Consider the following 24257-nt stretch of genomic DNA (forward strand, 5'->3'; position numbering starts at 1 on the left):
GACCGCGTCGATGGCCTCCTTGCACATCACCTCGGCGGCGTCCTGGTCGACGAGGTAGTCGCCGCCCTTGACGGTGTCGAAGGTGTGCCACTCCCAGTTGTCCTCCTCGACGTTGGCGAGGGCGGCGCACATGCCGCCCTGCGCCGCGCCGGTGTGCGACCGGGTGGGGTAGAGCTTGGTGAGGACGGCGGTGCGCACCCGCGCCGAGGACTCGAGCGCCGCGCGCATGCCGGCGCCGCCCGCGCCGACGATGACGACGTCGTAGGAATGCCGGTGGATTGTCATGAGCGGCGGTCCTCCGCGAGCATCGCAGGGCCCCCCAGGGCCCGAGGAGCGGAGCGGAGGGACGCCGCGGGTGGAATGGTCATGAGCCGGCGCCGAGGTTCGGGTCGAAGGTGAAGATCACCAGCGTGCCGAGCAGCACGGTGACCGTCGTGGCCGTGTAGAGGACGCCCTTGAGCGCGACGCGGGTGCCGTCGCGCCGGGTGTAGTCGTTGATGATCGTCCGCAGCCCGTTCGTCCCGTGCAGCATGGCGAGCCAGAGCATCAGCAGGTCCCATACCTGCCAGAACGGTGACGCCCACCGGCCGGCCACGAAGCCCCAGTTCAACCGCTGCACGCCGCCGTCGAGGATGTTCATGATGAACAGGTGCCCGAGCACCAGGAACACCAGCACGACGCCGGAGATCCGCATGAACAGCCACGCGTACATCTCGGTGTTGGTGCGCCCGCGCCGCGGCTGCAGCGGCGCCGATCTCGGCGCTTCGATCACCGGCGGGATCGGCGAGTTCATCGAGCTCATCACTTGCTCCCGAACAGCTGCTCGAAGGAGTGCTGGAACATGAAGTAGGCGCCCGGCACCATCACCACGACCCAGACGAGCACGATCGCCCAGAGCATCGGGCGCTGGTAGCGCGTGCCCTTCCACCAGAAGTCCAACGCGATGATCCGCAGCCCGTTCAGCGCGTGGAACAGCACCGCGCCGACCAGCCCGATTTCCATCAGGTTGACGAAGGGGTTCTTGTACGTGTCGATGACTTTGTCGTAGGACTCCGGCGACACCCGCACCAGCGCGGTGTCCAGCACGTGCGCGAACAGGAAGAAGAACGTCAGCACGCCGGTGATGCGATGCGCGACCCACGACCACATGCCTTCGCGGCCGCGGTACAACGAGCCGGTCAGCCGGGTCTTGTGCTGGGCCGGCTTCGTATTGGGCAGGCTTGGCGCGGCGGTCACGCGCCCTCCTTCGTCGGGCGGTGACGGCGTGCTGGCCACATTGGTGACCTCGCAAGCTCGGTCACGCGGCAACTACCTCCAGGTTTCGCGCCTCGAGGAGCCGGTGGTCTGGCGGGCGGGTGCGCGTAATCGAATGTTAGTCGTGCGCACATCTGCGCGACATCGACCGAGGTGTGAGGCAGCGGACATCACATCCCAACGGCCTGCCGCGGCCGGCAACGATCTGGTGTCGACCAGGTGACCGGGCGGGGCGGCCCACGGCGAGGTATTACGGTGCTCCCATCACGGGCGAACCCCGCCGACGCGGCATCGCGTCCGGCGCGTCCGCGAACCATGACCGAAGCGAGAGGGGAATGTCTTGCGCGCACTGCGTGGGATGAAGTTGGGCGCCCTTGCGGTGAGCGCGGCATTCGCGCTCGCGGCCTGTGGCAGCAGCGGCGGGGGCGGCGGCTCGAGCAGCTCGGCGCCGGCCGGGGGCGGCAGCTCGTCGTCCAGCGGCGGTTCGTCGTCCAGCAGCGCCGCCAGCGTCAAGGTGGGCATGGCCTACGACGTCGGCGGCCGCGGCGACAAGTCGTTCAACGACCTCGCCGCAGCCGGGCTCGACAAGGCGAAGACCACCCTCGGCGTGCAGACCAAGGAGCTCGCGGCGACTCAGGGCGAGAGCGAGCAGTCCAAGGAGGACAGGCTGACGCTGCTGGCGACATCGGGATACAACCCGGTGGTCGCCGTCGGCTTCGCGTACTCGACCGCGGTCGGCAAGGTCGTGCCGAAGTTCCCGAAGGTGCACTTCGCGATCATCGACGACGACGCGAACTGCACCGGCAGCACGGCGCAGCCGAACGTCGAATGCCTGCTGTTCACCGAGAACGAGAGCTCCTTCCTCGTCGGAGTGGCCGCGGCGCTGGCCACCAAGACGAAGAACGTCGGCTTCATCGGCGGCGTCAACGAGCCGCTGATCCAGAAGTTCCAGGCGGGCTTCCAGGCGGGTGTGCACGCCGTCAACAAGTCGATCAAGATCCAGGTCAAGTACCTGACCCAGCCGCCGGACTTCGGCGGCTTCGGCGACCCGGCCAAGGGCAAGACGACCGCGCTGGGCATGTACCAGAACGGCGCCGACGTCGTGTACCACGCGGCGGGCGGCTCCGGGGCCGGTCTGTTCGACGCCGCCAAGCAGGTCGACAAGCTGGCGATCGGCGTCGACTCCGACCAGTACCAGACCGCGCCCGCGGACGAGAAGAGCCTGATCCTCACCTCTGCGCTGAAAGGCGTCGACACCGCGGTGTACGACTTCATCAGCCAAGACGTGAAGGGCCAGTTCAAGGCTGGCTCCACGCGGTTCAGCCTGAAGGACAACGGCGTCGGCTACGCGACGTCGAACCCGAAGCTCAAGCCGTACGAGGCGACGATCGAAAAGTACAAGAAGGAGATCATCAGCGGCCAGATCACGGTGCCGACCACCATCTGAGCCGACTGCTCGAGGCGGTCCGGGACGGCGCGGTAGCGTCGTCCCGGCCCGCTGCTCGTTCCGGTGAAGGGGTGCACACCGCATGGTCGCAGCGCAGCCCGCACCGGCGCCCGACAGCGGTGCGCCGGCCGACGTCGGGGGGCCCGCGCCGGCCGTCGCCCTGCGGGGCATCACGAAGCGCTACCCGGGCGTCGTCGCGAACTCCGACATCGACATCACCGTCGCCCGCGGCACTGTCCACGCGATCGTCGGCGAGAACGGCGCCGGCAAATCGACGCTGATGAAGACGCTCTACGGCATGCACCGGCCGGACGAGGGTTCGATCGAGGTCGACGGCCGGCAGATGACGTTCTCCTCGCCGGCCGACGCGATCGCCGCAGGCATCGGCATGGTGCACCAGCACTTCATGCTCGCCGACAACCTCAGCGTGCTCGAGAACATCGTGCTCGGCGCCGAGCCCAGCCGCGGCGGCATCCTGAACAAGCGCGCCGCCCGTCGCCGGATCATGGAGATCTCCGACTCCTACGGTCTCGGCCTTCGGCCGGACGTCCTCGTCGAGGCGCTCGGCGTCGGCGACCGGCAGCGCGTCGAGATCTGCAAGGTGCTCTACCGCGGGGCCAAGATCCTCATCCTGGACGAGCCGACCGCGGTGCTCGTGCCGCAGGAGGTCGACGAGCTGTTCGGCAACCTGCGCGAGCTGAAGTCCGAGGGCCTGACCGTGCTGTTCATCTCGCACAAGCTCGACGAGGTGCTCGCCGTCGCCGACGCCATCACCGTCATCCGGCGCGGGACGACCGTGCGCACCGTCGACCCGGAGCAGACCACCGCCCGCCAGCTGGCCGAGCTGATGGTCGGCTCGTCGCTGCCGGTGCCGGAGCTGCGCGAGTCGACGGTCACCGACACCGTGCAGCTCGCTGTGCGCGGTCTGACGGTGCGCGACGCGGACGGCCGCCCGCTGCTGGCCGACATCGACCTGGAGCTGCGGCGTGGCGAGATCGTCGGCATCGCCGGCGTCGAGGGCAACGGGCAGGCCGAGCTCGTCGAGGCGATCCTCGCGCTGCGGCCCGTCGCGGCCGGCTCGATCCTGCTCGGCGGGAAGGACATCACCGGCTGGGGCACCCGCCGCCGACGCGAGGCGGGCGTCGGCTACATCCCCGAGGACCGGCACCGGCAGGGCCTGCTGCTCGAGGCGCCGCTGTGGGAGAACCGCATCCTCGGCCACCAGACCGAGAAGCCGAACGCCCGCGGCCCGCTGATCGACATTCGGGCGGCCAAGCGCGACACCGAGCGGATCGTCGACGAGTACGACGTCCGGACACCCGGCATCGACGTCACCGCCGCGTCACTGTCCGGCGGCAACCAGCAGAAGCTGATCGTCGGACGCGAGATGAGCTCGCACCCCACCGTGCTGATCGCCTCGCACCCCACCCGCGGCGTGGACGTCGGCGCGCAGGCGGCGATCTGGGACCTGCTGCGCACGGCGCGCGCCGAGGGCCTGGCGGTGCTGCTGATCTCGGCCGACCTGGACGAGCTCGTCGGCATGTCGGACACGCTGCGGGTGATCCTGCGCGGCCGGCTCGTCGCCGAACTGGATCCGCGGCATGTGACGCCGGCCGAGCTCGGCGCGGCGATGACCGGCGCGGACCGCGGGCAGGAGGACGGCTCGTGAGAGAGCGGCTGAACCGCCTCGCCCTGGCCGTCGTCGCCGCCCTGGTGGCGCTGGTCTTCGCCGGCCTCGTGACGTCTGTCGTGCTGCTGATCACCGGCCACGGGCCGTGGAAGACGCTGACGACGATGGTCGACTACGGCACCCAGGCGAACCAGATCGCGGCGACGATCAACCAAGCGACGACGTACTACCTGTCGGCGATCGCGGTGGCCATCGGGTTCCGGATGAACCTGTTCAACATCGGGGTGGACGGGCAGTATCAACTCGCCGCCATCCTCGCCGCGGCCTTCGGCGGCGAAGTCGCGCTGCCCAATGGCCTCCACCAGCTCGCGATCGTCGTCGTCGCCATGCTCGTCGGCTCGTTCTGGGCCGGGCTCGTCGGCGTGCTGAAGGTGACCCGCGGCGTCAGCGAGGTCATCTCGAGCATCATGTTGAACTTCGTGGCGACGGGCGTCATCGCGTATCTGCTGAACGCGAAACGGCTCGGCGTCCTCAACGGCAACGACCTGACCACGAAGCCGATCGACGGCTCGGGCCAGGTGCGCGGCCTGCCGCTGATCCCGGGCGCGGACACCAAGGTCTTCGGCCTCGTGTTCCTCGCGGTCGTCGTCGGCGTCGGGTTCCAACTGCTCGTGACGCGCACCCGGTTCGGATTCGACCTGCGCGCGACCGGGCGCTCGGCGTCGGCGGCGCAGGCCAGCGGCGTGAACGTCAAGCGCATGGTGGTGATCGCGATGCTGCTGTCCGGCGCGGTCGCCGGCCTGGTGAACATGCCGGTGCTGCTGGGCGATGCGCACAACTACTCGCTCAGCACGCCGTCCGGCATCGGCTTCACCGGCATCGCGATCGCGCTGCTCGGACGCAACAACCCGCTCGGCATCGTGTTCGCCGCGCTGCTCTGGTCGTTCCTGGACACCTCGTCGAACATCTTGCAGATCAGCAACATCCCGACGTCCGTCGTGTCGATCACCGAGGGGGTCGTGGTGTTGTCGGCCGTCGTCGCGTACGAGCTGGTGCGCCGGTATGCTCTGCGCCGCCAGCAGAACCGGGTCGGCCGCCAGCTCGGTGCCATACCTGCTGGTACGGAGGCCGCGGCATGAGCACCCCACGAAATCGCTGCGCAAAGAACGCTGCACGATTCCGCGTGGACTCCGCGACATGACGGTGCGCGACGCCTCCGCCGAGGTAGTGCCGGGCTCGCCGCTGTGCGCCGACCGGCGGCGCGCGACCGCCAACCGCACGGTCACCCGGCTGGTGCTGGCTGCGGTGCTCGGGCTGGCCGTGCTGAGCCTGACCCGCGTCATCAGCGGCAAGAACGACCTGACCTCCGACGGCGCGCTCGGCGCCGCGATCAACAGCGCGGTGCCGATCATGCTGGCCGGCCTCGGCGGCCTCTGGGCCGAGCGCGCCGGGGTGGTGAACATCGGACTCGAGGGCCAGATGATCCTGGGCACCTGGTTCGCCGCCGACTTCGCCTACCAGACGCACAGCCCTTGGATGCTGATCGTCGGCGGGCTGACCGGCGGCCTGATCGGCGGCGTGCTGCACGCGATCGCGACCGTCGGGTTCGGCGTCGACCAGATCATCTCGGGCGTGGCGCTGAACATCCTCGCCCCCGGCGTCACCAAGTACCTGTCGGGCATCGTCTTCACCAGCCAGAAGGCGCTGTCCTCCGGCGGCGGCCCGACGCAGTCGCCGAAGGTGGACGCCTTCAGCACGCTGAACTGGCATTCCGCGGGTTCGCAGTTCCAGAAGATCGAGGGACACCACTGGTTCTTCGTGTCCGACCTCTTCGGCCTGCTCGCCGGCGTCGTCACCTCGCTGAACCTCTTCACGATCATCGCCATCCTGTTGATCCCGGTGACGTGGTTCGTGCTGTGGCGGACGCCGTTCGGCCTGCGGCTGCGCTCGTGCGGCGAGAACCCCACCGCGGCCGAGACGCTCGGCGTGAAGGTCTACACGATGAAGACGACGGCCGTGGTCATCTCCGGCCTGCTGGCAGGGCTCGGCGGCGCGTTCCTCGTCGACTACACCGGCGTTTACCACGAGAGCCAGACCGCCGGCCGCGGCTATATCGGCCTCGCCGCGATGATCTTCGGCAACTGGCGCCCGGGCGGCCTGGCGGCCGGCTCGACCCTGTTCGGCTACACCGACGGCCTGCAGCAGCAGTCGTCCGACGCCACGGTGCACGCGCTGCTGCTGCTCGTCGCGATCGTGCTGTTCCTCGTCGCGGCCTACGCGCTGTTCCGGCGCAGGGTCAAGCAGGGCGTCGTCGCGCTCGTCTTCGCCGCGCTGGTGTTGATCTGGTATCTGACGACCGACAGCATCCCGGACGAGTTCGCCACCTACAGCCCGCAGATCATCACGCTGTTCGTGCTCGCGCTCGCCTCTCAACGATTGCGCATGCCCGCCGCCGACGGCTTGCCGTGGCGCCGCGGGCAGGGCTCATGAGCGCGCACCCCGCGCTCGACCTCGACCTGACTTCGCCCGACGTCGTCGCCGATCCCTACCCGCGCTTTGCCGCCGCCCGCGCGGTGGCGCCCGTGCAATGGCATGAGCGCACGGGCATGTGGCTGACGTTCTCGCACGCCGCCGCCAACGCGGTGCTGCGCGTCCGCACGTTGGGCCGCCTCTGGGCGCCGCGCTGGCCGTCCGAGCCGATGCCGTCCTTCGAGCTCATCCACGTCAACTCGTTGCTCGAGAGCGAGCCGCCGACGCACACCCGGCTGCGGAGGCTCGTCGCCGGCGCGTTCGCGCGCGGGCACGTCGAGCGGCTCCGTCCGCGCATCGCCGAGCTGGCCGGCCGGCTCGCCGACGACGTGGCGGCTGCCGGCGCCGACGGCTCGCCGGTGGACCTGATGGCGTATTACGCCGAGCCGCTGCCGGTGCAGGTGATCGCCGAGCTGCTCGGCGTGCCGGAGTCGGACTGGCCGCTGCTGCGGCCCTGGTCGAACGCGATCGTCAAGATGTACGAGTACGCCGTGACCGACCAGCAGCGCGCCGCGGCCGAGACGGCGTCGCAGGAGTTCGTCGACTACCTGCGCGAACTGGTCGCCGTGCGCCGTCGGGCGCCGGCCGACGACCTGGTGTCCTCGCTGATCGCCGAGACCGACGCCGAGGGCGGCCGGCTGAGCGAGGACGAGCTCGTCACCACCTGCACGCTGTTGCTGAACGCCGGACACGAGGCGACGGTCAACGTCGTCGGCAACGGCGTCGCCGCCCTGCTGCAGCACCCGGACCAGCTCGCGGCGGTGCGCGCAGATCCCGGACTCGTGCCGACGGCCGTCGAGGAGCTGATCCGCTTCGACGCGCCGCTGCAGCTGTTCGAGCGCACCGCGGTCGCGGACACCGTGATCGGCGGCGTCACCGTACCCCAGGGTATGAAGATCGCGGCGCTGCTGGGCGCCGCCAATCGCGACCCGGCCGTCTTCGCCCAGCCGGACCGCTTCGACGTCGCCCGCGCCGACAACCCGCACCTCGGCTTCGGCGCGGGCATCCACTTCTGCGTGGGCGCGCCGCTGGCCCGGGTCGAGCTGCAGGCGTCGCTGGGCACGCTGCTGAACCGCTTCCCGAAATTGGCCCTGGCGCGGCCGCCGGTCCGGCGGCCGGAGTTCGTGCTGCGCGGCGTCCGCTCGCTGCTCGTGACGGTCTAGCGAAGGGCGAGCGGATGGACGTCGGGGAGATCGACTGGGCCGCCTTGCGCGCGGCGGCCGTGGCAGCGATGGGGAACGCCTACGCGCCGTACTCGAACTTCCCGGTCGGCGCCGCCGCGCTCGTCGACGACGGCCGGTTGGTGTCCGGCTGCAACGTCGAGAACGCCTCCTACGGCGTGGGGCTGTGCGCCGAATGCGGACTGGTGTCGGCGCTGCACGCGTCCGGCGGCGGCCGGCTCGTCGCCTTCGCCTGTGTCGACGGCGCCGGCGCGGCGCTGATGCCGTGCGGGCGCTGCCGGCAGCTGCTCTACGAGCACGGCGGCGCTGAGTTGCTGCTGGACACCCCGCAGGGCGTCAAGCCGATGACCGACGTGCTCCCGCAGGCGTTCGGGCCCGAGAACCTGGGCCGCGATGCCTGAGCAGGACGCCGTCGACGTCATCATCGCCAAACGCGACGGCGCGGCGCTGTCCGACGAGCAGATCGACTGGGTGATCGCCGCGTACACCCGCGGCGACGTCGCCGACGAGCAGATGGCCGCCCTCGCGATGGCGATCCTGCTCAACGGCATGACCGACGCGGAGACCGCCCGCTGGACGGCGGCGATGATCGCCTCGGGCGAGCGGCTCGACCTCTCCGCGGTGACCCGGCCGACCGTCGACAAGCACTCGACCGGCGGGGTCGGCGACAAGATCACCCTGCCGCTGGCCCCGCTCGTCGCGGCGTGCGGCGCGGCGGTGCCGCAGCTGTCCGGCCGCGGCCTCGGGCACACCGGCGGCACGCTGGACAAGCTCGAGTCGATCCCCGGCTGGCGGGCCTCGCTGACCAACGCGGAGTTCCTCGCGCAGCTGTCCGACGTCGGCGCGGTGGTGTGCGCGGCCGGCGACGGGCTCGCGCCGGCCGACCGCAAGCTGTACGCGCTGCGCGACGTCACCGGCACCGTCGAGTCGATTCCGCTGATCGCGTCGTCGATCATGAGCAAGAAGATCGCCGAGGGCTCGTCCGCGCTGGTGCTCGACGTGAAGGTCGGCGCCGGCGCGTTCATGAAGGCGGCCGACTCCGCGCGCGAGCTGGCGCAGACGATGGTGGCGCTCGGCGCCGCGCACGGCGTGCGCACCGTCGCGCTGCTGACCGACATGTCCACGCCGCTCGGGCTGAGCGCCGGCAACGCGCTGGAGGTGCGCGAGTCGCTCGAGGTGCTCGCCGGCGGCGGCCCGCCGGACGTCGTCGAGCTGACGCTCGCGCTGGCCCGCGAGATGCTGAGCTGCGCCGGGGTGGACGCCGATCCCGCCGACGCGCTGCGGGACGGGCGGGCGATGGACGTGTGGCGGGCGATGATCGCCGCGCAGGGCGGCGACCCGGCCGCGCCGCTGCCGACGGCGCGCGAGACGCACGTCGTGACGGCGGCCGAGACCGGCGTGCTGACCCGGCTGGACGCGATGGCCGTCGGCGTCGCGGCCTGGCGGCTGGGCGCCGGGCGGGCGCGCAAGGAGGACCCGGTGTCCGCCGGCGCCGGGGTGGTGCTGCACGCCAAGCCGGGCGATGCGGTGCGCGCCGGCCAGCCGCTGCTGGAGCTGCACGCCGACGACCCGGCGCGCTTCGACCGCGCGCTCGCCGCCCTCGACGACGCCTGGGACATCGGCGGCGCGGCCCTGGCGCCGACCCCGCTCATCCTCGACCGCATCTCCTGACCCGCCTTGGCGCCTGCGGTGGTCGGGTTCTGGGCCGAGAACACGACCATGGCAGGCACCAAGGCAGGGGTCGGCGGCCGGCGATAACGTTGGGTCCATGCCTGCTCCGCTCGATGCCGACTCGATCCGCCGTGCCCCCAAGGTGCTGCTGCACGACCACCTCGACGGCGGCCTGCGCCCAGAAACCGTGCTCGAACTCGCCGACCGCATCGGCTATCGCGCGCTGCCGGCACACGATGCCGCAGGCCTGGCGCACTGGTTCCGCGAGGCCAGCGACTCCGGCTCTCTCGAGCGCTACCTCGAGACGTTCGCGCACACCGTCGCCGTCATGCAGACGATCGAAGGGGTGTCGCGGGTCGCGCGCGAGTGCGTCGAGGACCTCGCCGCGGACGGCGTCGTCTACGCCGAGGTGCGCTGGGCGCCCGAGCTGCACGTCGACGGCGGCCTCAGCCTCGAGCAGGTGGTCGAGGCGGTGGTGGCCGGCTTCCGCGAGGGCGAAGCAATCGCCGCGGCTGCCGGCCATACCGTGCGCGTCGGCGCGATCGTCACCGCGATGCGACACGCCGCGCGGTCGCGGGAGATCGCCGAGCTCGCGGTGCGCTACCGCGATGCCGGCGTGGTCGGCTTCGACATCGCCGGCGCCGAGGCCGGCTTCCCGCCGTCTCGGCACCTCGACGCCTTCGAGTACTTGCGCCGGGAGAACGCGCACTTCACGATCCACGCCGGCGAGGCGTTCGGGCTGCCGTCGATCTGGGAGGCGATCCAGTGGTGCGGCACGGACCGGCTTGGCCACGGGGTGCGGATTGTCGACGACATCACCGCCGGCGGCCGCCTCGGCCGGCTGGCCCAGTACGTGCGGGACAAGCGCATCCCGCTGGAGATGTGCCCGTCCTCCAATGTGCAGACCGGCGCCGCGAAGTCGATCGCCGAGCATCCGATCGGCCTGCTCCGCCGGCTGCAGTTCCGAGTCACCGTCAACACCGACAACCGGTTGATGAGCGGCACCTCGATGACCCGGGAGATGACGCTGCTGAGCGAGGCGTTCGGCTACCAGTGGGCGGACCTGCAGTGGTTCACCATCAACGCCATGAAGAGCGCGTTCCTGCCTTTCGACGAACGGCTCGACATCATCAACTCAGTGATCAAACCGGGGTACGCCGCGCTGGCCGCCTGACGACGTGCCGGCCGTTTCAGCGGCACGGGTCGCGATAGGGCGCGCCGGGCGCGAAGCGCCGCCACTCCGCTCGGGTGATCGGGTCGCCTGCGGCCCGGCAGACGTTCGCGATGTCGGTCGCCGGGTTGACCGTCCACAGCAGCACGTTGGCGGACCGCCCGCCGGCGGCGAGCGTGCGCCCGTCCGGGCTGAACGCGGTCGCGAAGACGTTGCCGTCGATGCCGCGCAGCGTGGCGAGCGAGGTCGCGTGCGCCGGGTCCGCCACGTCGTACAGCCACACCGTGTGGTCGTTGCTGCCGACCGCGAGCAGCCGCCCGTCAGGGGAGAACGACGGCGCGTTGACGTAGTCGTTCGGCCCGCCCAGCGGCTGCCCGAGCGCGCGCGGTCGCGACGGTGTCGCCACATCCCACAGCCGGGTGAGCTGATCGGCGCTGGTCGCGGCGAGCACCCGGCTGTTCGGACTGAACGCGACTCCGTAGATGTAGCTGGCCGGGCCACGCAGCGTCGACAGCAGGCGCGGGCGCCGCGGGTCGGCGATGTTCCAGATCCGCACGCTCTTGTCGGCGTTTCCCCCGGCAAGCAGGTCGCCGTGGTCGCCGAACGCGACAGCCAGCATGAGGTCGCCGCCGCGCAACGAGGCCAGTTGCACCGGGTGGGCCGGATCGGCGACGTCCCACAGATGCGCCGAGTGGTCGTCGGCGCCGACGGCGAGCAGCTTGCCGTCCGGGCTGAACGCGACCGACTCGACGAGCCCCGCCGCGGCGCGGAAGGGCCGGCCCAGCGGCCGGGGTTGCGCGGGCGTCGTCTCGTCGCACAGCTCGAGGTAGCCGTCGCCATCGCCGATCGCGACCACTTCGCCGTCCGGCGAGATCGCGCCGGTGCCGTCCGTCGGCGCGATCCCGCGCGCCATCTCGACCTGCGGACCGAGTCGTTTCGGCTGCTCCGGCGCGCGGACGTCCCATAGCTGCAGAGCCGCGCCCGGCCCGTTGTGCACCACGGCGAGCCGGTCGCCGTCGGCGTCGAAGTCGGTGCTGAACACGGTGCCCGCCACCGGCAGCGCCGGCTGCGTCGTCCGGGTGAGCCGCAGCGCGCCGTCTGCGGCGGTGTCGAGCAGGGTCGTGCCGCCGCGGCTCGTGGCAAGGCCGGTGACCGGGCCGGGGTTGGGCGTGGTCGCGACCTGTGTGCCATCGGCCAGGTCCCACTGCGACACGGTGTCGTCGGAACTGCCGGCGAACAGCAAGCCGCCCCGCGGCGACGCGAGCAGGACGTTGATCTGCGCCCCGGAGGGGTTGCGCAGGGTCTGCGTGGCGACGAGCGTTGTGCCGCGCCGATAGCCGGTGATCACGCCGCCGGTGTCGCCGGCGAACAGTGTCGCGCTGTCCGGGGTGAAGGCCAGCGCGTTCACCGTGCGCGACCGGTTGGCCACCGCCGGCGGGCCCGTCGGCGCGTCGTCGAGAACCGGCCAGCGCAGCACGTCGCCGGAGTCGGCGCCGGCGGCGAGTTGCCGGCCGTCCGGGCTGAATTCGACGGCCTTCAAGATCGTCTTCGCGGGAATGCCGACCGGCGGAGGCAGTCGCTTGGGCGAGCCGGGTCGGCTGATGTCCCACAGCTGCAACGGCTGCGCGCCTTCGCCGGCAACCGCGAGCCGCCGCCCGTCGGGGCTGATCGCGACGGCCTGCACGGCCGTCCCGGCGGTGACGCCGGTCGGCGCCGCGGCCAGCAGCGCCGGGTGGTCGCCCGCCACGTCCCAGAAGTCGACGGTGCTCGGCTGGCCGGCCGTCACGAGCACCCGGCCGTTCGGCGTGAACGCCAGCGCGAAGAGTTGCTTGGCCGGTCGCCGTCCCGGCGCCACGCCCGCGGGGGTCGGCCGGCTGCCGGCGTGCGCGCGATACAGGTGAACGGAGCCGTCGTCGGCGCGGCCGACCGCGATCAGCGAGCGGGCGGCCGACACGGCGAGCGGAGTTGGCCCCGGTCGACCCAGCACGCGGGTGATCGGCGCGACGTCGGAGGACGCGATCAGCGTGCCGCGCGCCTCGTCGGTCGGCGCGATCCGGTAGGCGGCGACCGCGAGCTGCTGTGCCAGCGCGGGATCGGTCCCGGCGAGCTGCTGCGCCTCGATCGCCACCTGGCGCGACAGCGCGTCGTCGCGGGCGTTCGAGGCGGCGAGCCGAGCGCGGTCCGCGCTGGAGCGCGCAGTCCACGCGTAGGCGGCGAGCCCCGCGGCGACCAGTGCGAGCACGACGCACGCGGCGAGCAGCCGGCGCAGTCGGCGGGCCCGGCTGGCCACGGTTTGCCGCTCGCGCAGCTCGGCGTCGAGGCTGGTCTGCAGGAAATCGCGTTCGCGCGGGTTGAGCTCGTCGGCGTGTGACTGGTCGGCCGCCCACTCGGCGACTCCGGCCAGCCGGCCGCCGCGCAGCAGCGCGCCGTCGTCGCGGCCGGCGTCGGCCCACTCGTTGGCCGCGTTGGTCAGCTGCCGGTGCATCTGCTGGCCGGCGTGGTTGTCCTCGAGCCACAGCCGCAGCCGCGGCCAGGCGGTGATCAACGCCTCGTGCGTCAGCTGCGCCGACGACGCGTCGACGGCGATGAGCCGGCTGCCGACGAACGTGTCCAGGACCGCGGCGAGCCGCTCGCGATCCGGCTCGCCGAGCGCGTCCAGCTCGGCGCGTGGCAGGCGCCGTCGGGTGGCGACGATGTCGCGCTCGACGTTCACGAGGCGCAGGAACAACCCGCGGGCGAGTGCCTGCTGAGCAGCGTCAAGGGACCGGTACGCCTGTTCGGCCGCTTGTTGCACCGAGCCCTCGATGCCGCCGGACGCCTGGTAGTCCGCGACGGTCACCGTCGTGCCGTCGCAGTGTTCCCACGCCTCGTGCAGGCAGTGGTTGAGCAGCGGCAGGGCGCCTGGGTCATGGCCGAGCTGTGTCTGCTCTTGGGGATGGAGCTCGTGGGGACGCAGCGCCGCGACCAGCAGGTCGACGAGGCCGGGTTCGACCGTGGCGTCGCGGCGGCGGGCGGGTTCGACGATGGCCGAGCGGACATCGGCGGGGGTCAGCGGCGCCAGCAGCACTTGGGCGTGTTGCAACGCCGGCAGCAGCGCCGGCTCACGCATCGCCGCAGGATAGAAGTCGGCGCGCAGCGCCACCACGGTGAGCGTGCCGCTCGGCCGCTGGGTGATCTGACGGAAGAAATTCGCTCTGTCCTCCTCGGGCACCTCGGCGGAGAAGACCTCTTCGAGTTGGTCGACGACGAGCAGCTGCGGCGTCGTCGGCACGGCGAGGTCTCGGCCCGGGGTGATCACCGCGCCGGTCATTTCGGCGCCGAGGGCGCCGGCGCGCACCGCGGGCAGCACGCCAGCGCGCAGCAACGACGACTTGCCCGACCCGGATGCGCCGACCACGACCAGCAGGCCGGTGGATGGCAGCCCGGGCTCGGACAGCAGTCCGGCGAGCAGTCGCACGATCTCGGCGGTGTCGGCATCCCGACCGAAGAACACGTCGGCGTCGGTGGAGTCGAACGGGCGCAATCCCGGGTACGGGTTCGCCGCCTTCCCGGCGCGCCGCGCGGTGGCGGAGCGCACCCGGCGCAGCGCGTCCAGCCAGGCGTCCTGTTGGATTTCGGTGTCGACCCCGCACTCGGCGAGCAAGCGTCGCAGCTGCGGGACCTGCGCAGGCGACGGCAGGTGTCGCCCGCTGAAGTAGTCGCCCAGCGTGCCGGGCGGGATGCCGATGCGGCGGGCCAGCTGGCGCACGCTCAGATGCGCGCGTTCGCGCAGCTCCGACAGAGCCTGCGCGAAGTCGGCACGGCTGGCGATCTCGTTCGGATCGCGCGCGAACGCAGACGACACGGGGCCCCCACCAAGTCCCTAGAGTTGCTCGTCAATCTTAGGACGGCGGCGCCGGCTGGGCGCGGGACCAACGGGCCGCGTACGGACTCGTACGGGATCGTGCGGATCGGCGCTAAGCAGCTCGTCGACCGGCGATAGTCGATGCACCGGGGGAGGGGCCGCCGGGGTAGCTGCCGGAGGAGCGGGATGGTGTCGTCGCCCGACGGGCGTGCTCCGGCGGCAGCCCACGCTGCGCGCGAATCACGGTGACCCGCGAGATCTGGGCCGAGCTGAGCGCCAGCATGCGTCTGCTCCGGACCAATGCGGGGGTGTCGCTGCGCCAGACGGAGGCGGCGACCGGCCGCGGCCGAGGCACGCTGTCGCAGATCGAGACCGGCAAGTCCCGGCCGAACCGCTCGTTGGTCGAGTGGTACGACACGCACCTCGGCGGCGACGGCTTGCTGTTGTCGATGTACGCCGAGGCGCGGACGGCGCACTCGTCCGGTCCGCTTGCCGCCGACCCGCCGCCGCCGACAGCAGCACCCGACGTGGTCGTCGACGGGCAGCTGCTCGCCAATGGCGTCCGGGTGACCGCCGGCGCGCCGTTCGAGGCGGGCTGGACGTTGCGCAACACAGGAAGGGAATCGTGGCGGGACCGTGCTGTGCGCCGGGTGGGGGCGCACGGCGCAGTCCGGATGTTGACCAGCGCAGCGTCGGTGCCGATCGAGGAATGCCCGCCCGGCGCCCGGGTGGACGTCCGCGTGACGATGCGCGCGCCAGCCCATTGCGGCACGTTCGCCGCGTACTGGGACGTGGTCGACGACCGCGGCCGGCGGCGCGGCTCCGCAGCGCTGCTGGCGGTGGTCGTCGTCAGCGGGTGGTGAGCGAGCTCGCCGAGGGCGGTCAGAGCAGGCCGCGGCTCTGCTTGGCCGCCAGCACCCGCAGCGCGGCGGCGTCGACCAGCCGCTTGAACGCCTTGCTCTGCTTCGCCTGGTGCAGCAGAGCGGTCGTCATCGGCCCGGCGAGCGAGGCGTCCACGGTCAGCACCATGTCCCCGCCCGCCTCGACGAAATCGATGGCCCGCTGGCCGGGCGAGTATCCGGCCACCTGCTCGGCCGCGCCGACGTCGTCGCTGATCACGACGCCGCGAAAGCCGAGCTGGCGGCGCAGCAGACCGGTGACGATCGCGTGCGAGAACGCGGCCGGCACACCCGGGTCGAGGCGTGCGTAGATCGCGGTCGACATCATCACGAACGGCACGCCGGCCCGCACCGCGTCCCGGAACGGCGCGAGGTACGGGTCGTCGCGGGACGTCACCGAATCGGTGACGCCGAACGCGACGTCGGTGTTGCCCGCAACTCGACCCAGGCCGGGGAAGTGCTTCACGGTCACGTCGACGCCCGCCGCGGCCATCCCGCGCGCGTAGGCGAGCCCGTGCGCGGCCACGGCGGCCGGGGTGTGCCCGTACTCGCGGTCCAGGTCGCCGATCGGCGGGTTCGAGCCGCCGCCCGCCGGCACCGTGTCGAGCACCGGCGCGAGGTTCAGGTTCACCCCCGCGCTGCGCAGCTCGGCGCCCCACGTCCGCGCGCGGCGCTGCAGCGTGGCCGGCGCGAGGCCGCCTTGCACGACCGCGCTCGGCACCGGGGCGAAGCCGGGGCCTTGCAGCCGCTGCACGATCCCGCCCTCCTGGTCGGTGGCGATAAACAGCCCTGGACCGCGGCCGGGGGCGGCGGCGCGCAGGCGGCGCGTGACGCCCTGGATCGCCGTCAGCCCGGCCTGGCTGGTGCCGTCGAGGATCACCGCGCCGACCTGGTCGTCGCGCAGCGCGACGCGCGTGGCCTCGGTGACGCCGCTGGTCGGGCAGTCGACCATCAGCAGCTGGCCGACCCGGGCCCGCTCGCTCATCCCGTTCAGGACGCGCTGCGCCGCCGAGCCGGCACGCGTCGCGGTTGACGAGCTGCGGCTCGTCGACGGCGCGCTCGACGCGACGCTGGACGACGACCCGGACGACGACCCGGTTGACGCGCCGGACGACCGCACCCCAGACGGTGTCGCAGACGACGTCGCGGGCGATCCGCCGGAGGACGTGCAGCCGGCGGTCGTCAGCAGGGCAGCGGCGACGGCCGCGACGCAGCTGACTAGAGAAACCGGCGGCCTCGGCATCAGTCCTGTTGGACGAGGCAGGTCTCGATCTCGGCGACGAGATCGCGCCAGTCGTCGCGGTCGATGTCCGGCTCGTCCAACACGTCGGTGTCCGCGTCGAGGTCGCAGAAGTCGGCGAGCTCGCGGACGAGGTCGGCGCCGTCCTCGGACGGCTTGCGCAGGTCGTACACCGCGTCCTCGGCGGGGGCGAAGGCCTCGTCGTCCGGCTCGTCGGCGAGCTCGGACCACCACTCGAGCTTCACCAGCCGATGGGTCTTGGCCGTCCGGCAGAACCGCGCGAGGTCGCCGACCTCGGTGAACACGGCGACGTTGTCGTCGGCGCCGAGGAACGCGACCTCGAACTCCTCGGCCTCGGCGTCGATCGGCAGCTCGGCGCGGACGGTGTAGTAGACCGCGTCCGGCAGCACGATCTTGACCGGTTCGGCGCCGACTCGCTCCCACAGCAGCTCGCCCTCGTCGAACTCCGAGGAGCTGAAGTCGCCCTCCCAGCGCAACCAGGAGTCGACGCGGGCGATCGCGCGCTCCCACGATTCGGCGATGACGTCGCCGAGCTCGTTCCAGCGCTTGCGGCCGTCGCGGCCCTGATAGCTGACGTCCTCGTCGACCAGGTCGGCGTACTCCGGCGTGCCCTCGACCAGCCGGCGCAACGCGCCGTCGTCGCAGCAGTCCGCGATCCGGGCGACCATGTCGACGACGTCGGCAAGCGCCGACACGTGCACCGGGTCCGGCTCGCCGGACGCCCACTCGTACACCTGGTCGAGGTCGTAGTGGTCCTCGCTGCCAGGTCGCAGGTCGTCCGGCGTCGAGCGCAGCACCTGCCCCCACGCGGGATGGTCGGACAGGTCGTTCTCCTCGCCGGACGCGACGAACGCGGCGAGCTCGGCGGTGCTGGGGTAAAGCAGGATCTTCGCCCCGTCGCCGAGGAAGCCCTGCCACTCCTCGCCGTCCTCGTCCTCCCAGGGCGGCGCGTACAGCGTGAGCCCGGTGCGGTCGTTGACGGTCAGCGTGATCGGGATGATCGACGCCGCGGCGGAACTGGTCATGAGGAGCTGTCCTTCGCGAGCATCGCAGGGCCGCCCGCGACCCGAGGAGCGGAGCGGAGGGCGGCGACGGGAAGCACGGTCATGACGGCGAACCTACCGGGCTGTCGATGGGCGGGTCTGGGCGACGAGCACCCCGGTGCAGTCGTCCGCGTCTTCAGCGGTGACAACGCGCGCAGCCAGGCCGGCGTGCTGCGCGATCGCGATCGCGGCGTCGGCTTGAGCGTCGCTGACCTCGACGAACAGCGCGCCGCCCGGCGCGAGCCATGCCGCGGTCTCGGCGGCGACCCGGCGAACCATGTCCAGCCCGTCCGCGCCGCCATCGAGCGCGGCGCGGCGCTCGTGCTCGCGCGCCTCAGGCGGCAGCAGGGCGATCGCCGACGTGGGCACGTACGGGACGTTCGCGAGCAACACGTCCACCCGCCCGCGCAGGGCCGAAGGCAGCGGCGCGAACAGATCGCCCAGATAGACCCGGCCGCCAACTGACGCGAGATTGCGGCGTGCGCACTCGGCCGCCACGGGGTCGATGTCCGCGGCGTGCAGCTCAGCGATCGGCGCCGCCGCGGCGAAGGCAGCGGCCAACGCGCCGGCGCCGCAACAGAGGTCGAGCGCCACGGGCTGCGGGGGAGCGAGCCGCGCTGCCGTCCGCACCAGAAACTCGGTTCTGCGCCGGGGCACGAACACGCCAGGCGCCACGCTGATGCGCAGCGCCGCGAATTCCGCCCAACCGAGGATGTGCTCCAGCGGCTCGCCGGCTGTGCGGCGGCGGACCAGCGCGGCTAGTTGCAGGGGCGTGCTCGCAGCCTCCGTCAACAGGTCGGCCTCGGCTTCGGCGAACACACAACCAGCCGCGCGCAGCGTGCCAATCACGTCGGGGCGGGCATCGAACGAATCGGTCACCGCGACTCCGTGACGCGCCGTTTGGTCGCTGAGGCTCGGCCGGTCACGACGCGCCATCTCCCACACCACGCCGGGCGCCGACGGTGCGCTCGCAGGGCTGGCACCGGCGCCCTCTCGGCCGTGTACGGGTCTGCGCGCACATGTGTGAGCAAACCCGTACACCGTGAGAAAGGCACGCGGTGGTCTGCGCGCACGGCTGCGAGCAAACCCGTACACCGTGAGAAGGGCACCCGGTGGTTTGCGCGCATGTGTGCGAGCAAACCCGTACACCGCTGGAGGGGTAGGTGGTGAGGCCCGCGCGGGTCTCGATCGGGCCGCGGCAACGCCCGCCTTCTACGCCCCGCCGGCCGCCGTCCACAGGCGACCAATCGCCGCCGCTGGGTTCGATTTGTCGTCCACAGGCCTGGGCAGCGACCGTCCTGTTGTCAGCCCGCAGCGCGAGGGTCGACGCATGGACGCCGGACAGTGTGTGCGCGCCGCACGCAAGAAGCGACAGCTCAGCCAACGAGAAACCGCTGCCCTCGCCCAGCTGCCGGCGACCACCCTGGCCCGTCTGGAGTGCGGCGAGACTGCGCCACGGCTGGACACCCTGACCCGGGTGCTCGACGCGCTGGGCTTTCGGCTGACGGCGGTCGACGACGTCGGCGACGAGCTGGTCGCCGACCGCGACTACGAGCGCGCCCGCGACCGCGGCGGCCGGCACCTGCCGGCGCACCTGTGGTGGGCGCCGCTCGACCCCAGGTTCGAGAGCACCACATGGTGGGGCTGGCACCACATCGCCTTCTGGTCGTACGACCCGGTGATCCCGCCGTACTGGTACCTGCGCCGCACCCGCTGGCACACGCCGGTCTGGCCGCCTGCCGCGCCTGCCGCGGATGCTGCGGGCGCCGCGGGGACCGCGGAGGACGCGGGCAAGCCAAGCGCCGACGGCCCGCAGGGCGACCAGTAGCCGGCCGTCACACGCCGATCGGATGCCAGACCGTCTTCGTCTCGACGAACGCGTTCAGCCGGGCAAGGCCCGGCTCGGCGGCCCAGTCCTGCGTGCGCGGGGCGTAGACCCGCTTGACGTTCTCGGCGCCGGCGGCGCGCAGCTCGGCGCGCGCCTCGGCCGCGGCGCCGGTGACGTCGAGCGCGTTGACGTCCTTGTGCGATGCCAGCCAGGGCGCGAGTTCGGCGGTGAACCCGGTCAGCAGATTGACGACGCCGCCGGGCAGGTCGGACGTCGCCAAGACCTCGGCCAGCGACACCGCCGGCAGCGGCCGGTCCTGCGCGGCCAGCACCACGGCCGCGTTGCCGGTCGCGATCACCGGCGCCAGCACCGACACGAGACCGAGCAACGACGAGTCCTGCGGCGCGAGCACGCCCACGACGCCGGTCGGCTCGGGCAGCGAGAAGCTGAAGTACGAGCCGGCCACCGGATTCGTGCTGCCGACCACCTGTGCGTGTTTGTCCGCCCAGCCGGCGTAGTGCACCCACCGGTCGATCGCCGCGTCCACCTGAGCGCCGGCGGCGTCCGCGGTCAGGCCCTCGGCGAGCGCGACCTCGGCCGCGAATTGCGTCCGTCGGCCCTCGAGCATCTCAGCGACTCGGTAGAGCACCTGCCCGCGGTTGTACGCGGTCGCGCCCGACCACGTCCCGAAGGCCGCGCGGGCTGCGACGACGGCGTCTCGGACGTCCTTGCGCGAGGCCTGCGCGGCATGCGCCAGCAGCGTCCCGTCCGCGGCGTGGACGGGATACGAGCGGCCGGATTCCGAGCGCGGGAACGCGCCGCCGACATACAGCTTGTAGGTCTTGCGCACCGCGACGCGGTCAGACGCAGCTGATTCAGCCATCGAGAGCCTCACGCATCGAAGCCTCACACATCCAAGTAGGCAGCCAGCCCGTGCCGGCCGCCCTCCCGGCCGAAGCCGGACTCCTGGTAGCCGCCGAACGGCGCGCTCGGGTCGAACCGGTTGAACGTGTTGGCCCAGACCACGCCCGCGCGCAGCCGAGCGGTCATCGCCAGAATCCGCGAGCCCTTCTCGGTCCACACGCCGGCCGACAGGCCGTATGGGGTGTTGTTCGCCTTGGCGACCGCCTCGTCAGGCGTGCGGAAGGTGAGCACCGACAGCACCGGGCCGAAGATCTCCTCCTGCGCGATGCGGCTCGTCTGCGAGACGCCGGTGAACACCGTCGGCGCGAACCAGAAGCCGCGGTCGGGCAGTTCGCACGGCGGCGACCAGCGGGCGGCGCCCTCGGCCTCGCCGGCGTCGACGAGCGCCCGGATGCGGGCGAGCTGCTCAGCGGAGTTGATCGCGCCGACGTCGGTGTTCTTATCGAGCGGGTCGCCGACCCGCAGCGTCGCGAGCCGCCGGCGCAACGCGTCGATGAGCTCCTCGGCGATCGACTCCTGGACGAGCAGCCGCGAGCCCGCGCAGCACACCTGGCCCTGGTTGAAGAAGATGCCGTTCACGATGCCCTCGACGGCCTGGTCGAGCGGCGCGTCGTCGAAGACGATGTTGGCCGCCTTGCCGCCAAGCTCGAGGGTCAGTTTCTTGTCGGTCGCGGCGAGCGCGCGCTGGATCGACTTGCCGACCTCCGTCGAGCCGGTGAACGCGATCTTGTCCACGTCGCGGTGGGCGACGAGGGCCCGCCCGACCGCCGGTCCGCCGGCGAGGATGTTCACGACGCCGGGCGGCAGGTCGGCCTCGGCGACGATCTCGGCGAGCACCAGCGCGGTCAGCGGCGTCGTCTCCGCCGGCTTCAGCACCACGGTGTTGCCGCAGGCCAGCGCCGGCGCGATTTTCCACGCCGCCATCAGCAACGGGAAGTTCCACGGGATCACCTGCCCGGCCACGCCGAGCGGCCGCGGCGCCGGCCCGAAGCCCGCGTACCCGAGCTTGTCCGCCCAGCCCGCGTGGTAGAAGAAATGCGCGGCCGCTGTTGGGATGTCGACGTCGCGAGCTTCGCGAATCGGCTTGCCGTTGTCCAGCGACTCGAGCACCGCGAGCTCGCGGCCGCGCTCCTGGATCAGCCGGGCGATGCGGAACAGATACTTGCCGCGCGCCGCGCCGGACATCGACGACCAGGGGCCCTCGAACGCCCGGCGGGCAGCGCGCACCGCGTCGTCGACGTCGGCCGGGCCAGCCTGCGCGACCTCGGCGAGCGGCGTCTCGTCGGCCGGGTTGATCGTCTTGACCGCCTCGCCGGCGCCGTCGCGGAACTCCCCGTCGACGAAGATCTGGTAGCTGGCCTTCAGCCTGGCGATGTCACGCGACTCCGGCGCGGGAGCGTACTCGAAGGGCATCAGTCGACGCTCACGTAGTCGGCGCCGTCGTACGCGCCAGTCGCCAGCTTGTGCCGCTGCTGCAGCAGGTCGTTCAGCAGGCTGGACGCGCCGAAGCGGAACAGCCCCGGCGTCAGCCACCGCTCGCCGACCGTCTCATTGACCAGCACCAGGTAGCGCACCGCGTCCTTCGCCGAGCGAATGCCGCCGGCGAGCTTGACGCCGCGCGACTCGCCGGTGCGGGCGGCGAAGTCGCGCACCGCCTCGAGCATGACGAGCGCGACCGGCGGCTGCGCGGCCGGGCTGACCTTGCCGGTCGAGGTCTTGATGAAATCGCCGCCGGCGAGCAGCGCCAGCCAGGACGCGCGGCGCACGTTGTCCAGGGTCGCGAGCTCGCCGGTCTCCAGGATCACCTTCAGGTGCGCGACGCCGCATTCGGCCCGGACGGCGACGATCTCCTCGAACACCTGCAGGTAGCGGCCGGCGAGGAACGCGCCGCGGTCGATCACCATGTCGATCTCGGCAGCGCCGGCCGCCACCGCGTCGCGCACGTCGTGCAGCTTGGTCGCCAACGACGCGCGGCCGGACGGAAACGCCGTCGCCACCGACGCGACCGCCACGCCGCTGCCGCGCAGCGCGTGCACCGCCGTCTCGACCAGGTCGGGGTAGACGCAGACGGCCGCGACTGCGGGCGTCGAGACCTCCGACGGGTCAGGCCGAGCCGCCTTCGCGCAGAGCGAGCGGACCTTGCCCGGGGTGTCCGCGCCCTCGAGCGTGGTGAGGTCGATCATCGAGATCGCGGTGTCGATCGCCCACGCCTTCGCGGTCGTCTTGATGCTGCGGGTGGCGAGCGCCGCGGCCCGATCCTGCGCGCCGACCTGGTCGACGCCGGGCAGTCCGTGCAGGAACCGCCGCAGCGTCGCGTCGTCGCGGGCAACATCGCGGGCGACGTCGAGCTCCAGCGTGGTCACCGCTCCATCGTAGGAGCGGCATAGAGTTTCGCGGTGGCATCCCTGCAGCTGACGGTGGTCGACCACCCGATCGTCCAGACCCGGCTGACGGTGATGCGCGACGAGCGAAGCACGAATTCCGAGTTCCGGGCAGCGCTGCGTGAGCTCGCCACCCTGCTCGTCTACGAGGCGACGCGGGTGCTCGAGCGGGCAGATCTGCCAATCGTCACCCCGGTCGGGCCGACGACCGGCTCGGCGCTGGCCAACCCGCCGCTGCTGGTGCCGGTGCTGCGCGCCGGCCTCGGGATGGCCGAGGCGGCGTTCAACCTGCTGCCCGAGGCGCAGATGGGCTTCGTGGGCATCGCCCGCGACGAGCGCAGCCACGAGCCGCACCCCTACATGGCGTCGCTGCCCGACTCGCTGGCCGGCCGACCGGTGCTCGTGCTGGACCCGATGCTGGCGACCGGCGGCTCGCTGCTGCACTGCTTGCGGCTGCTCACCGACCGCGGCGCGGACGACCTCACCGTGCTCTGCGCGCTGGCCGCGCCCGAGGGCGTCGCCGCGCTGGCGGACTCCGGGCTGCCGTTGCGGCTGTTCGTGGCCAGCGTGGACGAGCGGCTGAACGAGAACGCCTACATCGTGCCCGGGCTCGGCGACGCCGGCGACCGGCAGTTCGGGCCGCGCTGACCGCGGTGGACGCAGACGAGCAGGGACGGGCCACCGTGCCGCCTGCGGTCTCGGCTCCGGACGCGGTTGACCTGCGCGACCTCTACCAGCTGCACTGGCGCTATCTGGTCCGGCTCGCGACGCTGCTGGTCGACGACGTGGCCAGCGCCGAAGACGTGGTGCAGGACGCGTTCCTCGCGCTGCACAAGCGGGCCGGCGCCCTGCGCGAACCCGACGCCGCGCTCGCCTACCTGCGCACGTCAGTGCTCAACCTGTCCCGTTCGGTGCTGCGCCGACGCCGGGTCGCCCGCAAGCACCTGACCGTCGCCGAGCCGGAGGCCGGCCCGTCAGCCGACCACGACGTCCTGCTGCGCGACGAGCACCGGGCGGCGTTGCAGGCAGTCCGGACGCTGCCGCGACATCAGCGCGAGGTGCTGGTGCTGCGGTACTGGTCGGGATTGTCCGAACGGGAGATCGCCGACACCCTCGGCATCTCGACCGGGTCGGTGAAGTCCGCCGCGAGTCGGGGCCTCGCCGCGCTGGCCAAGATCCTTGCGAAGCGGTGAG

At 72.1% G+C, this 24257-nt stretch carries 22 protein-coding genes; 12 read left to right on the forward strand and 10 right to left on the reverse strand.

Going from position 1 to position 24257, the window contains the following annotated elements; translation table 11 throughout:
* The 3 genes from ACFFBG_RS14920 to sdhC all read right to left on the reverse strand — a co-directional run.
* Positions 1-285: FAD-binding protein (locus tag ACFFBG_RS14920; RefSeq protein WP_375480071.1), on the reverse strand; the 285-nt coding region annotated here is incomplete at its 3' end.
* 79 nt (positions 286-364) lie between these two features.
* Positions 365-802 carry a succinate dehydrogenase hydrophobic membrane anchor subunit gene (locus ACFFBG_RS14925; RefSeq protein WP_375480073.1) on the reverse strand — a complete coding sequence of 146 codons (438 nt, stop codon included), beginning with the start codon at positions 800-802 and terminating at the stop codon, positions 365-367.
* Positions 802-1236: a succinate dehydrogenase, cytochrome b556 subunit gene (sdhC, locus tag ACFFBG_RS14930; RefSeq protein WP_375480075.1), complete on the reverse strand. Its 435-nt coding sequence runs from the start codon at positions 1234-1236 to the stop codon at positions 802-804. Before sdhC ends, ACFFBG_RS14925 begins: the two co-directional genes overlap by 1 nt.
* Before the next feature lie 376 nt (positions 1237-1612).
* Here sdhC and ACFFBG_RS14935 point away from each other — a divergent pair, with 376 nt between their 5' ends.
* The 8 genes from ACFFBG_RS14935 (at position 1613) to ACFFBG_RS14970 (ending at position 10886) form a co-directional block, all read left to right on the forward strand.
* A complete protein-coding gene (locus tag ACFFBG_RS14935) occupies positions 1613-2701 on the forward strand; it encodes a BMP family protein (RefSeq protein ID WP_375480077.1) in 1089 nt (362 codons plus the stop codon).
* Positions 2702-2783: 82 nt separating this feature from the next.
* Positions 2784-4370, forward strand: a complete 1587-nt coding sequence (locus ACFFBG_RS14940) for an ABC transporter ATP-binding protein (RefSeq protein ID WP_375480079.1) — start codon at positions 2784-2786, stop codon at positions 4368-4370.
* Positions 4367-5470 (forward strand): ABC transporter permease, encoded by a 1104-nt coding sequence (locus ACFFBG_RS14945; RefSeq protein WP_375480081.1) that lies wholly within the window; start codon positions 4367-4369, stop codon positions 5468-5470. Before ACFFBG_RS14940 ends, ACFFBG_RS14945 begins: the two co-directional genes overlap by 4 nt.
* 58 nt (positions 5471-5528) lie before the next feature.
* Positions 5529-6821, forward strand: coding sequence for an ABC transporter permease (locus ACFFBG_RS14950; protein WP_375480083.1), 1293 nt, complete (start codon positions 5529-5531; stop codon positions 6819-6821).
* Positions 6818-8023: a cytochrome P450 gene (locus ACFFBG_RS14955; protein WP_375480085.1), complete on the forward strand. Its 1206-nt coding sequence runs from the start codon at positions 6818-6820 to the stop codon at positions 8021-8023. The genes ACFFBG_RS14950 and ACFFBG_RS14955 overlap by 4 nt, the downstream gene beginning before the upstream one ends.
* Before the next feature lie 14 nt (positions 8024-8037).
* Complete coding sequence (locus ACFFBG_RS14960; RefSeq protein WP_375480087.1) at positions 8038-8442, forward strand: cytidine deaminase; 405 nt, start codon at positions 8038-8040, stop codon at positions 8440-8442.
* On the forward strand, positions 8435-9712 hold the full coding sequence (locus tag ACFFBG_RS14965; RefSeq protein WP_375480089.1) for a thymidine phosphorylase: 1278 nt from the start codon (positions 8435-8437) through the stop codon (positions 9710-9712). Before ACFFBG_RS14960 ends, ACFFBG_RS14965 begins: the two co-directional genes overlap by 8 nt.
* 97 nt (positions 9713-9809) lie before the next feature.
* Positions 9810-10886 (forward strand): adenosine deaminase, encoded by a 1077-nt coding sequence (locus ACFFBG_RS14970; RefSeq protein ID WP_375480091.1) that lies wholly within the window; start codon positions 9810-9812, stop codon positions 10884-10886.
* Between the two features lie 16 nt (positions 10887-10902).
* On the opposite strand, the gene ACFFBG_RS14975 is transcribed toward ACFFBG_RS14970, so the two are convergent.
* Entirely contained in the window at positions 10903-14727 is a 3825-nt protein-coding gene (locus ACFFBG_RS14975; RefSeq protein ID WP_375480093.1) for a helix-turn-helix domain-containing protein, read from the reverse strand.
* A 245-nt stretch (positions 14728-14972) separates the two neighbouring features.
* On the opposite strand from ACFFBG_RS14975, the gene ACFFBG_RS14980 reads away from it, so the two are divergent.
* Entirely contained in the window at positions 14973-15590 is a 618-nt protein-coding gene (locus ACFFBG_RS14980; RefSeq protein WP_375480095.1) for an NBR1-Ig-like domain-containing protein, read from the forward strand.
* 19 nt (positions 15591-15609) lie between these two features.
* On the opposite strand, the gene ACFFBG_RS14985 is transcribed toward ACFFBG_RS14980, so the two are convergent.
* The 3 genes from ACFFBG_RS14985 to ACFFBG_RS14995 form a co-directional block, all read right to left on the reverse strand.
* Positions 15610-16869 carry a glycoside hydrolase family 3 N-terminal domain-containing protein gene (locus tag ACFFBG_RS14985; protein WP_375480097.1) on the reverse strand — a complete coding sequence of 420 codons (1260 nt, stop codon included), beginning with the start codon at positions 16867-16869 and terminating at the stop codon, positions 15610-15612.
* On the reverse strand, positions 16869-17912 hold the full coding sequence (locus ACFFBG_RS14990; protein WP_375480099.1) for a hypothetical protein: 1044 nt from the start codon (positions 17910-17912) through the stop codon (positions 16869-16871). The genes ACFFBG_RS14985 and ACFFBG_RS14990 overlap by 1 nt, the downstream gene beginning before the upstream one ends.
* A 93-nt stretch (positions 17913-18005) precedes the next feature.
* Positions 18006-18809, reverse strand: coding sequence for a putative protein N(5)-glutamine methyltransferase (locus tag ACFFBG_RS14995; protein ID WP_375480101.1), 804 nt, complete (start codon positions 18807-18809; stop codon positions 18006-18008).
* A gap of 451 nt (positions 18810-19260) precedes the next feature.
* Between ACFFBG_RS14995 and ACFFBG_RS15000 the strand changes: the two genes are divergently transcribed.
* A complete protein-coding gene (locus ACFFBG_RS15000) occupies positions 19261-19758 on the forward strand; it encodes a helix-turn-helix domain-containing protein (protein WP_375480103.1) in 498 nt (165 codons plus the stop codon).
* Between the two features lie 7 nt (positions 19759-19765).
* On the opposite strand, the gene ACFFBG_RS15005 is transcribed toward ACFFBG_RS15000, so the two are convergent.
* The 3 genes from ACFFBG_RS15005 to deoC are packed head-to-tail and all read right to left on the reverse strand — an operon-like array spanning position 19766 to position 23045.
* On the reverse strand, positions 19766-20641 hold the full coding sequence (locus ACFFBG_RS15005) for an aldehyde dehydrogenase family protein (protein ID WP_375480105.1): 876 nt from the start codon (positions 20639-20641) through the stop codon (positions 19766-19768).
* 23 nt (positions 20642-20664) lie between these two features.
* Positions 20665-22095, reverse strand: a complete 1431-nt coding sequence (locus ACFFBG_RS15010) for an aldehyde dehydrogenase family protein (RefSeq protein ID WP_375480107.1) — start codon at positions 22093-22095, stop codon at positions 20665-20667.
* Positions 22095-23045: a deoxyribose-phosphate aldolase gene (deoC, locus tag ACFFBG_RS15015; RefSeq protein WP_375480109.1), complete on the reverse strand. Its 951-nt coding sequence runs from the start codon at positions 23043-23045 to the stop codon at positions 22095-22097. Before deoC ends, ACFFBG_RS15010 begins: the two co-directional genes overlap by 1 nt.
* 42 nt (positions 23046-23087) lie before the next feature.
* Here deoC and upp point away from each other — a divergent pair, with 42 nt between their 5' ends.
* The gene (upp, locus tag ACFFBG_RS15020; RefSeq protein ID WP_375480316.1) at positions 23088-23711 is read left to right on the forward strand and encodes a uracil phosphoribosyltransferase; all 624 of its coding nucleotides are present in this window, start codon (positions 23088-23090) and stop codon (positions 23709-23711) included.
* A 5-nt stretch (positions 23712-23716) separates the two neighbouring features.
* Positions 23717-24256 carry an RNA polymerase sigma factor gene (locus tag ACFFBG_RS15025; protein ID WP_375480111.1) on the forward strand — a complete coding sequence of 180 codons (540 nt, stop codon included), beginning with the start codon at positions 23717-23719 and terminating at the stop codon, positions 24254-24256.
* Position 24257 lies beyond the last annotated feature (1 nt).

This window comes from uncultured Jatrophihabitans sp., assembly GCF_964251945.1.
Classification (GTDB): domain Bacteria; phylum Actinomycetota; class Actinomycetes; order Mycobacteriales; family Jatrophihabitantaceae; genus Jatrophihabitans.

Bases quoted from the DNA above. Each gene is read 5' to 3' on its own strand.
- ACFFBG_RS15010 (WP_375480107.1), bottom strand. From the start codon at position 22,095: ATGCCCTTCGAGTACGCTCCCGCGCCGGAGTCGCGTGACATCGCCAGG.
- ACFFBG_RS14985 (WP_375480097.1), bottom strand. From the start codon at position 16,869: ATGCCGAGGCCGCCGGTTTCTCTAGTCAGCTGCGTCGCGGCCGTCGCC.
- ACFFBG_RS14935 (WP_375480077.1), top strand. From the start codon at position 1,613: ATGAAGTTGGGCGCCCTTGCGGTGAGCGCGGCATTCGCGCTCGCGGCC.
- ACFFBG_RS15005 (WP_375480105.1), bottom strand. From the start codon at position 20,641: ATGGCTGAATCAGCTGCGTCTGACCGCGTCGCGGTGCGCAAGACCTAC.
- ACFFBG_RS14940 (WP_375480079.1), top strand. From the start codon at position 2,784: ATGGTCGCAGCGCAGCCCGCACCGGCGCCCGACAGCGGTGCGCCGGCC.
- ACFFBG_RS14950 (WP_375480083.1), top strand. From the start codon at position 5,529: ATGACGGTGCGCGACGCCTCCGCCGAGGTAGTGCCGGGCTCGCCGCTG.
- ACFFBG_RS14990 (WP_375480099.1), bottom strand. From the start codon at position 17,912: ATGACCAGTTCCGCCGCGGCGTCGATCATCCCGATCACGCTGACCGTC.
- ACFFBG_RS14925 (WP_375480073.1), bottom strand. From the start codon at position 802: ATGAGCTCGATGAACTCGCCGATCCCGCCGGTGATCGAAGCGCCGAGA.
- ACFFBG_RS14965 (WP_375480089.1), top strand. From the start codon at position 8,435: ATGCCTGAGCAGGACGCCGTCGACGTCATCATCGCCAAACGCGACGGC.
- ACFFBG_RS15000 (WP_375480103.1), top strand. From the start codon at position 19,261: ATGGACGCCGGACAGTGTGTGCGCGCCGCACGCAAGAAGCGACAGCTC.
- ACFFBG_RS14970 (WP_375480091.1), top strand. From the start codon at position 9,810: ATGCCTGCTCCGCTCGATGCCGACTCGATCCGCCGTGCCCCCAAGGTG.
- ACFFBG_RS14960 (WP_375480087.1), top strand. From the start codon at position 8,038: ATGGACGTCGGGGAGATCGACTGGGCCGCCTTGCGCGCGGCGGCCGTG.
- ACFFBG_RS14955 (WP_375480085.1), top strand. From the start codon at position 6,818: ATGAGCGCGCACCCCGCGCTCGACCTCGACCTGACTTCGCCCGACGTC.